Origin of the sequence: Micrococcus sp. KRD070 (assembly GCF_017168435.1) — a bacterium.
Classification (GTDB): domain Bacteria; phylum Actinomycetota; class Actinomycetes; order Actinomycetales; family Micrococcaceae; genus Micrococcus; species Micrococcus luteus.
Genome location: NZ_JABFNH010000020.1, coordinates 1 through 9,013, shown reverse-complemented (window position 1 = coordinate 9,013; position 9,013 = coordinate 1). Strand labels below are relative to the sequence as shown.

Here is a 9,013-nt window from a genome sequence, read left to right as displayed (position 1 = left end):
AGAGGTGTATAAGAGACACCCCCACACCCCCGTGACCACCTCCGAAGGAGTAGGACATGACCACCCCCCGCTACGTGATGGCCATCGACCAGGGCACCACGTCCACGCGCGCGATCCTCTTCGACCACAGTGGGGCCATCGTGTCCACTGGTCAGCGCGAACACGAGCAGATCTTCCCGCGCGCCGGCTGGGTGGAGCACGACCCGGTGGAGATCTGGACGAACACCCGCGAGGTCATCGGCGAGGCCCTGGCCCGCGCCGAGGTGACCCGACACGACGTCGCCGCCGTGGGCATCACGAACCAGCGTGAGACCACCGTGGTGTGGGACCGCAACACCGGCAAGCCGGTGTACAACGCCATCGTGTGGCAGGACACCCGCACCGACCACCTCTGCGAGCGCCTGGCCGGCGACGTCGGCGCGGACCGCTACAAGGAGCGCGTCGGGCTGCCCCTGGCCACGTACTTCTCCGGCCCCAAGGTGGCCTGGATTCTGGAGAACGTGGACGGTGCCCGGGAGGCCGCCGAGAACGGCGACCTCATCTTCGGCACCACGGACTCGTGGCTCGTGTGGAATCTCACCGGCGGCGGCGAGGGCGGCCGGCACGTCACCGACGTCACCAACGCCTCCCGCACCATGCTGATGAACCTGGACACCCTCGACTGGAACGAGGAGATCTGCGCGGACATGGGCATCCCGATGTCCATGCTTCCGGAGATCGTCAGCTCCTCCGCCGAGGTGGGCACCGTATCCGGCCAGCAGCTGCTGCGCGAGACGCCGATCACCGGCATCCTGGGCGACCAGCACGCGGCGACCTTCGGCCAGGCGTGCTTCGAGGTCGGCCAGGCCAAGAACACGTACGGCACCGGCAACTTCATGCTGATCAACACCGGCGAGGAGCCGGTGCACTCGGACAACGGCCTGCTCACCACGGTGGCGTACCGCATTGGCGACCAGAAGCCGGTGTACGCGCTGGAGGGCTCGATCGCCGTCACCGGCTCGCTGATCCAGTGGCTGCGGGACAACCTCGGGATGATCGGCAGCGCCCCGGAGGTCGAGACCCTGGCCGCCGGCGTGGAGGACAACGGCGGCGTGTACTTCGTCCCCGCGTTCTCCGGCCTCTTCGCCCCGCACTGGGACGCCGCGGCCCGCGGCGTCATGGTGGGCATGACCCGTTACGTCAACAAGGGGCACATCGCCCGCGCGGCGCTCGAGGCCACCGCCTTCCAGAGCCGCGAGGTCCTGGACGCCATGAACGCGGACTCCGGCGTGGACCTGACCGAACTGAAGGTCGACGGTGGCATGGTCGCCAACGAGCTGCTCATGCAGTTCCAGGCGGACCTGCTGCGCGTGCCCGTCGTGCGCCCCAAGGTCATCGAGACCACCGCTCTCGGCGCCGCCTACGCCGCAGGCCTGGCGGTGGGGTTCTGGGCGTCCCAGGACGAGCTCGTGGCCAACTGGGAAGAGGACAAGCGCTGGGAGCCCACCACGGACGAGGAGGAGGTTGAGCGCGCCCTGCGGCTGTGGAAGAAGGCCGTGGAACGCTCCCGCGACTGGGTCGACGAGGACGTCGAGTCGGCCCAGGGCTGACCGTCCGGTCCGTAGGCCGGTCCGGCCGGCTCCGTGCGCCCCGGGCCGGTCCGGGCCGGTCCGGCCCCTCCGGAAGGACCCCGTGCAGCACTACCCCCTCGTCGGCCGCCTGCGCGCGGAGCGGGGCGGAGTCGGTGCCGCTGCCATCGGCGCAGTGGCCAGGCCCGAGGCGCCCGGCTGCTCCGACGTCAAGCTGTCCTCACCCAGGGCGTCCTCTTCCCCCGCCGCTTCCGCCCAAGGCGGCGGTGGACAGGCAGGCGAAGTAGTCCGCATCCACGTTCCGGCTGTCCTTGATGGCGCTCCGATGTGGAATCTCCTCGGAGAGGTTCTCCTCGTCCGCGTTGTTTGCCGAAGCCACCACCTTTTCGAGGCCGGCCACCTCGGGCCGGAGTTCGCGCGCCCGTCGTCGCATCCTGCCCTGGCCGGTCCACTCATGGGTGCGTTCGGTGAGGGCGTCGAATGGGTTCTCACACGCCGACAATCGGCGTGCTCGTTCGACGACGTTGGACGCCAGGATGTCCCTGAGCATCGTCTGTCAAGGGCCATTGAGTTCTGCCCATAGGCGGCCAGTGTTTCTTCCCGCTGGTGGCCATCAGAACTGCCCACTGGTGGCCAGCTGGTTTGCCCGTTTGGGTGGTGGTGCTGGCCACCGTGATGGGAACGAGCAACGCGGGCAAACCAGATGGCCAGCACCGGGCAGTTCCCGTGGCCATCACTGGGCAGTCCTCATGGCCGTCAGCGGGTCATTCCCTGGCCACCTATGGGCAGCTTTTCATGGCCGCTTACAATCGTCGTCTTGCCGGTCCCGGGTGGGCCGTTCACACCCATCAGACCTGGCCCGCCCGCCTCGACGACCTCGGCCCGCGCGATGACATCAATGCGGGCGGCTTGCAGATGCCCCGTGTGCTCGCGGGCAGTCATATTCGAGGAATTCAGCGGTGACTGCTGTGCCTGGATGGCGCACTTGCCCTCCTCCCCGAGGCTCGGCGGGGGCAATCCATCCCCCCTCCCGTCTGCCCTTCGCTCTCTCCCCCCGGACAACGACGTCCGTTCAGTTCCGGTTCAGCCCGAACCGGCGCGTCATCAGAGCGTCCTTGTAGTGCTTCTCCGCGGCGTCGATCTGGGCCTGCGGGGTATTGGAGCCGAACACGCGCAACAGGCTGAACGTGTACCGCTCCGGCTGGTCGGGGTCGAGCTCCAGGGCATCCCGGAGGGCGACGTTCCCACCATGCCCGTCACGGGCGTAGGCCTCCCACCGTCCGAGCACACCACGCTCACCGTCGGCCTTGCCGACGTGGCACCGGCCCGCGGTCTCGTCGGCGATCAGGTAGATCCCGCGTACGGCCTCCAGGGCGGTGCGCCAGCCTGCGTAGCGAGTCTCGGTCACCATTGACTGCAGGTCCCCGTAGCTGAGCAGCACATGGTCGAAGCCGGGGAACGCCTCGGTGGTGGGGTCGGCGATCTCGAGGACGGGGAAGCGCGCCGCCAGGGGGCCGCGCTTGGCCCAGTTCACGGGGTCTGCGGACCACTCCACCACCAGGCGCTCCTCGAGGGAGGCCAGCAGCGGCACCGGCGCAACGTCGTAGTACCGGTACCGCTCCGTGCGCTCAGCCACGACCTCCCCGCGGTTCTCGTACACGGCGGTGAGGCGAGAACGACGTCCTCCCTCCCCCATGAAGATCAGCCAGTGGCGGGCGGGCTCCTTCGGGAACTTCCCCACGTGGTGCTGCTCCCGTGTGTAGGCGAGCACCCGCTCCGGCGTGGCCGCCGCCCGCGATGGCAGCCCCGACTCCTTGTAGGTGTGGCGGATGGCCAGGATGGTGGATGAACTCATTGACCGGGCCAACGAAAAAAAGACCTCGAGAACCAACGTTTCCTCGCCGGTCTGGCCCACGAGCAAATGCGTGCGGTCCTGAGCACCACGGGCCTAGCCCATTGGCACAGCAGGCATCATCGCAGTCGCCGCCATCACTGGTCCGGATGGGCTCAGACAGATTGGTCAGATGTTGCCCCAGGTCGCTCAGCGCGCCGTCCGCAAGTAGTCCGTCCTCAGGCCACCTTCCCCGCTTCCACCTCGGCCCGCGCCCGCACCTCGGCCAGTACGGCCACCACGGCGTCCGCAGCATCCTGCGGATACACGGCATCGACGCCACCCAGTGCGAGATACGGGTCCTCGTAGAGCCGACCCGGGTCCACCACGCCGTTGCGCACCAGGTCGTCCACGAGCATGCGGGTGAAGCGGATCTGGCGCGTGGTCCACCTGCCCTCGTCCAGGAACGCGGCCAGCGCCTCTTCCGCGGCCCGCCGCTCCAACCCCACAAGACTGCGCACGAAGACGCCCAGCTCGGCGCCGGCGTGCTCACGCACCCAATCCAGCTCCGGCCGGTCAGATCCGCCCGCCGCCACCAGCATGCGACCGAGCTCCTCGAGATCCGTGGCCGTCAGCGGCTGGTTGCCGCGGAGCTTCCGCAACGCCAGGGTGTCCTCCTCGGCGCGCAGGAAGGCCATGGCCTTCTCGCGGTAGCGCTCCCAATTCATGCCCGGCCGTGCCGGCACCACGACCACCTCGTCGATCTCCCCCAGGGTGTCCACGAAGTCCGTGTACACCGGTGAGGAGCTCAGCCTCGGCAGGAACACCACCAGTCCGCGCAGGCTCTCCCGCAGCGCCTCCACGTCAACGACGCCAGCGCCTTCCCACCACAGGTCTTCCGCAACGGAGCGCAGCAGGGACTCTTCCACCTTGACGGCTGGGATAGCCAGCTGACTCAGCAACGCACCCGCGACCTCCTGGACGGATCTGCGGCAACGCTCCGCCAGGGCGGCATCACCGTCCAGGGTGGCCAACTGCCAGCGCAGGGTCACGAGGTCGAAGCGCTTCGCTGCTTCGTCCGGGTCACGCAGCGTGGAGGGCAGTCCGGCCACATGGTCGGCGAGTTCGTCGACATCCTCGGCGGTCACCGCGGCCCACGCATCGGGCTCGGACCAGCGCTCCACGTGGCGCCGGTGCTTGCGCACCAGCAGGTTCTGCATCGGCATGCCCTCCACGTAGGAGTGCAGCCAGGTGGCGTGGGCCTGGCGTACGACGCTGGCCGAGCCCGCCTCCCCATCGCCCTCGCGCGCATCCAGGGCCGCCACAATCCCGGCCCGTGCCTCGAACAACCGCTGGGTAAGGGACTTCTGCACGGAGGACCCCGGCTCGGGGAGATCCTGGTTGAAGTAAGGCAGGTTCTCTCCGAAGTCGAAGACGGTGAAGTTCTTCTTGTCCTGCCCGGGCCCGAACAGATCGGGACACAGGCGGGTGCCGCGGCCGATCATCTGCCAGAACTTGGTCTTGGAGTGGACCACCTTGAACAGCACCAGGTTCACCACCTCAGGGATGTCCACCCCGGTGTCCAGCATATCCACGCTGATGGCGATATGTGGGGCCTTGTCCGAGTCGGAGAAGTCATCCAGCAGTGCGTCGTTGAACGCGGTCTTGCTGGTGATCACCCGTGCGAACGTCCCGCCCAGCTCGGGGAACCGCGCGTTGAATCGACGCTCGATGAAGTCGGCATGATTCTGGTTCTTCGCGAACACGATGGTCTTGCCGAGCCGGTCACCGCCGGCCACCTTCTGACCGCGCTCCATGAGCAGCTCCAGGACCTTGTCCACGGTGTCTTCGTTGAAGAGGAACCTGTTGACCTGCTCGGAGTCCACGCTGTCCGGGGGGCCGTCCTCGCCCCAATCCAGCGCGTCCCACTCGGCCTTCTCCTCGTCGGAGAGGTCGGCGTAACGGATCCCCTGGCGCAGGAACTCCGTCCCCGCGGACACCCCCAGCGGCGGCACCAGGTACCCCTGCTCCACGGCCTCCTCAAGGTCGAAGGCGAAGGTGGGCACCCCGTCCTCGAGGTGGAACAGCCGGTAGGTGTTGTGGTCCACCTCGTCCTTGGGTGTAGCGGTGAGGCCCACCAGCAGGGAGTCGAACCAGTCGAAGATCGCGCCGTACTTCTGATAGACGGAGCGGTGGGCCTCGTCGATGATCACGAGGTCGAAGTACCCGGCGCCGAACCTCCGCGTCCCACCGTCCTGCCCGTCGTGCTCCAGCAGATTGAGCATGGTCGGGTAGGTCGCGGTGTAGACCCGCCCCTCCCCGCGCTTCTCGTCCTGCAGGTTCACGACGGCGGTGTCCGGCAGGTTCGCGGCAAACGCCCGTTTGGCCTGCCGTACCAGGGCCGTCCGGTCCGCGAGGAACAGGACCCGCTTGACCCAGTTCCCCCGAATCAGCTGGTCCACGAGGGCGATGGCGGTCCGGGTCTTGCCGGTGCCGGTGGCCATGACCAGCAGGGCATCGCGCTGGCGGGCGGCGAGGGCCTGCCCGACGGCGGAGATCGCCTCCAGCTGGTATGGCCGTCCCGCGATGTCCACGTTGACCGGCACGTCCGTAAGGTCCTGGCGGACGGTACGCCGCTGGATGAGGCGCTCGAGCTCGTCGGCGGTGAAGAACCCTTCAATCTCACGGGGCGGGTAGCCGCCGGCCTCGCCGAAGGCCGCATCGTCCCAGAACCAGTGGTCATAGCCGTTGGTGTAGAAGATCAGCGGGCGGCGAGCGAACTGCGCTTCAAGGGCGTCAGCGTATCGGCGGGCCTGTTCCTGGCCTTCGAGCGCGCTCTTGGTGGTGCGCTTGGCCTCCACCACGGCCAGGGGCAGACCATCGGCTCCCCAGAGAACGTAGTCCACACGCCCGGTGCCGCCGGGGGTGGGCAACCCGGTGACGGGGTACTCGCGGTCGCGAGCCTGGTCGAGGGGCCACCCGGACTCGGCGAGGAGGAGGTCGATGAAGAGAGAGCGGGTCTCCGCCTCTGCGTAGTCGTAGTCGTGAAGGTCGGGGAGTTCGCTGGTGGTGGCGGCGGCCTGGGCGGCGGCGATCTGCTCCCGCAGGGCCTGGATCTCGGCCTCGTACGCGGCGGCCTGCTGCTCGTTCTGCTCGCGGAGACGGGCGTTGTCCTCGTCCTGCTTCTTGAGCCGGGCAATCACGGCGTCGAGCTGCTCCACGCTCATGGCGGCCTTCTGCGGGGCAAGTGCGTGGTCGAACTGCGCACCGGTGGGCACGGCCTCCGGGTGCGGGCCGTGGTGGAACGCGGCCCAGACGAGCACGTGGAACAGCTCGCGCAGGATGGTGAGGGCGGCGCGGGCATCCAGCACGGAATCCTTGTGAACGGCGTTGTTGCCGGCCTTACGGAGGAAGTTGAGCTTGTCCACCACCGGGCGTCCGGCCAGGCCGGTGAAGGCTACCCCGTTGATGAGGCCGGAGAGGTCGGTCTTGTACGGGTCCTCGAGGCGATGGGTGGCGTAGACGAACTCGACGACCCGTTCGACGCAGCGCCGGGCATAGAACGCGGCCGCGCGCGGGTCGGTGCTCATGTAGCCCTCGGCCTGCGCAGCGTCCTCGTGAGCAACGGGGAGCGCCCGCTCCACCCAGTCCATGTTGCCTGCCATCAACACCCTCTCCGGCAGCTCACCACCGAGCCGCCCACTGTCATCCTGCCGGATTCACAGCTCCCCGCGGAATGCCCTGTGTTGGAGCGACGCGAACAGCTCGTCCTCCAACGCCAGTGCCCGCTCGACACGCGCTCGCTGCACGTCGATCTTCTCGACGACGGCGGCGAATTCTCTCTGCATATCGAGAGACACGTCCGGGATACGCAACTGCAACGTCCGTTTGATGTTGAGGTTGCTGATATTCGTCGTCTTATTGCCAAAGCTTCGCACGGTCGCTTGGACTCTGTCACTGTTGAACCAGGCGTAGAGGAAAGTCGGGTCGACGTCGGGGCCGGGACGAAGCGCTGAAACGAATCCGCCGATAGCCGACGGCTCCGGCAGGGAGTCAACGAAACAGCATTTTCCTACGAGGTTGTAGCTGTTCGCACTGGACACTAAGGTGTCCCCCTCTTGCAGATACTTTGCCTCGTTCTTGATGAGCTCTGCCGGGATGCGAATAAGATCCGAACTGTCCAGGCGCTTCTGCACATTCTTCGTACGCATCACGGGGACACCTGACTCAGCCACATCTTCGGGCTTGAAGGTGACGCCTCGTACGAAAGACGCAAGCTCCGATAGGGGCTGCCCGGGACCGGCCTCCCGGACGCGATCAGCGAACGCCACCTGGACAAGAGCAGCCAGTCGCTCGAGTTGCGCCCGCCGGCGCGACCGCTGCTCGTCAGCCTGGTCCAGAATCGCCGAAATGCGCCTTTGCTCCTTGAGATCAGGAAGCCTAATCGAGAGACGATACACATCATCCCGATTCAATCCTGGCACTGCCGCTGATTTATTCATTCCCTTGAGACCGAGAGCGCTAAGGATCCAATACAGCCACCGAAGATCGACGCCCTCCCCGAGAGGCACCGCCTCGTAGGCAGTATCTATAGGCCAAACATCACCGGGCACCCAGGTGACCGACCCGATTGACCCCTTCCTTCCTACGACAATCGCGGGGCCCGAACTGAGGGCTTGATCATGGAACCCCACGACGCCACTGGAGCCCACGACGGCAACAGGCCCCCCTCGGCGATCACCCTGTTTCAGCGCTTTCCCGTACTTAAGGGAAACAATGTCACCCAGCTTCACCGTCTTCACCGCAGCATCCCCTTGAGCTCCGCAGTCCCAGCGGCAATCTCGGCGTCGAGCTGTTCGAGGTCGACGAGGATCTCCAGCGGGTCCCGGTGCTCGACCTCCTCGATCTCCAACTCCTTGTACCGGTTCAGGGAGAGGTCGTACCCCTGCTCCACGATGTCCGCCTTGGGCACCAGGAAGGACTGCGCGGTCCGCGGCCGGTCCTTCTCTCCTGCCGGGTTCTGCCACCGCTGAACGAGGTCCGGCAGGTCGTTGGCCTCCACCGGCGTGCGCTTGTCGTCCAGCGAGAACCCATCGGCGCGGACGTCGTAGAACCAGACGTCGTCCGTGCTGCCGGGACCGTCGTTGCGGAAGAAGAGGATCGCCGTCGAGACCCCTGCGTAGGGCTTGAACACACCCGCAGGCAACTTCACCACCGCCTGCAGGTGATGGTCCTCCACCAGCATCCGGCGCAAGTCCTTGTGGGCCTTAGACGAGCCGAACAGCACCCCCTCCGGGACGATCACCGCCGCACGACCGCCCGGCTGCAACAGCCGCAGGAACAGGGCCAGGAAGAGCAACTCCGTCTTCTTCGTCTTCACCACGCGCTGCAGGTCAGAGCTGACGCCCTCGGCGTCGAGGGACCCGGCGAACGGCGGATTGGCGAGGATCAAGCTGTATTTGCCAGCGTCGCCGTCGCTAGCTGTAGGAGGGCATGACGTTGTTGACTCGGGCCGGGGCCAACGAGGCCGGAGGGGCGTCCCCGCAGGAGGTATGAGGCCGATGGTAGTTGTAGTGGTTCACCCACACGGCCAGCGCCTCACGCCGAGCTGTCT

General features: G+C 67.0%; 8 protein-coding genes. 1 reads left to right on the top strand and 7 read right to left on the bottom strand.

What is annotated here, in order from left to right:
* Positions 1 to 56 precede the first annotated feature (56 nt).
* Positions 57 to 1,589 (top strand): glycerol kinase GlpK, encoded by a 1,533-nt coding sequence (gene glpK / locus J1M38_RS07075; protein ID WP_049145088.1) that lies wholly within the window; start codon positions 57 to 59, stop codon positions 1,587 to 1,589.
* A 199-nt stretch (positions 1,590 to 1,788) separates the two neighbouring features.
* Here glpK and J1M38_RS07070 read toward each other — a convergent pair whose 3' ends face one another.
* The 7 genes from J1M38_RS07070 to J1M38_RS07040 form a co-directional block, all read right to left on the bottom strand.
* Positions 1,789 to 2,118, bottom strand: a complete 330-nt coding sequence (locus tag J1M38_RS07070) for a hypothetical protein (RefSeq protein WP_230956183.1) — start codon at positions 2,116 to 2,118, stop codon at positions 1,789 to 1,791.
* 206 nt (positions 2,119 to 2,324) lie between these two features.
* Positions 2,325 to 2,510, bottom strand: a complete 186-nt coding sequence (locus J1M38_RS12045; RefSeq protein WP_239074818.1) for a hypothetical protein — start codon at positions 2,508 to 2,510, stop codon at positions 2,325 to 2,327.
* A 130-nt stretch (positions 2,511 to 2,640) separates the two neighbouring features.
* The gene (locus J1M38_RS07060; RefSeq protein WP_044659829.1) at positions 2,641 to 3,423 is read right to left on the bottom strand and encodes a GIY-YIG nuclease family protein; all 783 of its coding nucleotides are present in this window, start codon (positions 3,421 to 3,423) and stop codon (positions 2,641 to 2,643) included.
* A gap of 215 nt (positions 3,424 to 3,638) precedes the next feature.
* Complete coding sequence (locus J1M38_RS07055; protein WP_228070676.1) at positions 3,639 to 7,064, bottom strand: DEAD/DEAH box helicase family protein; 3,426 nt, start codon at positions 7,062 to 7,064, stop codon at positions 3,639 to 3,641.
* 54 nt (positions 7,065 to 7,118) lie between these two features.
* Entirely contained in the window at positions 7,119 to 8,201 is a 1,083-nt protein-coding gene (locus J1M38_RS07050) for a restriction endonuclease subunit S (RefSeq protein WP_080981675.1), read from the bottom strand.
* Positions 8,198 to 8,851 (bottom strand): N-6 DNA methylase, encoded by a 654-nt coding sequence (locus J1M38_RS07045; protein WP_206482018.1) that lies wholly within the window; start codon positions 8,849 to 8,851, stop codon positions 8,198 to 8,200. The genes J1M38_RS07050 and J1M38_RS07045 overlap by 4 nt, the downstream gene beginning before the upstream one ends.
* A gap of 25 nt (positions 8,852 to 8,876) precedes the next feature.
* Positions 8,877 to 9,013, bottom strand: a 137-nt coding sequence (locus J1M38_RS07040) for an integrase core domain-containing protein (RefSeq protein ID WP_206481325.1), incomplete at its 5' end; no start/stop codon positions are given.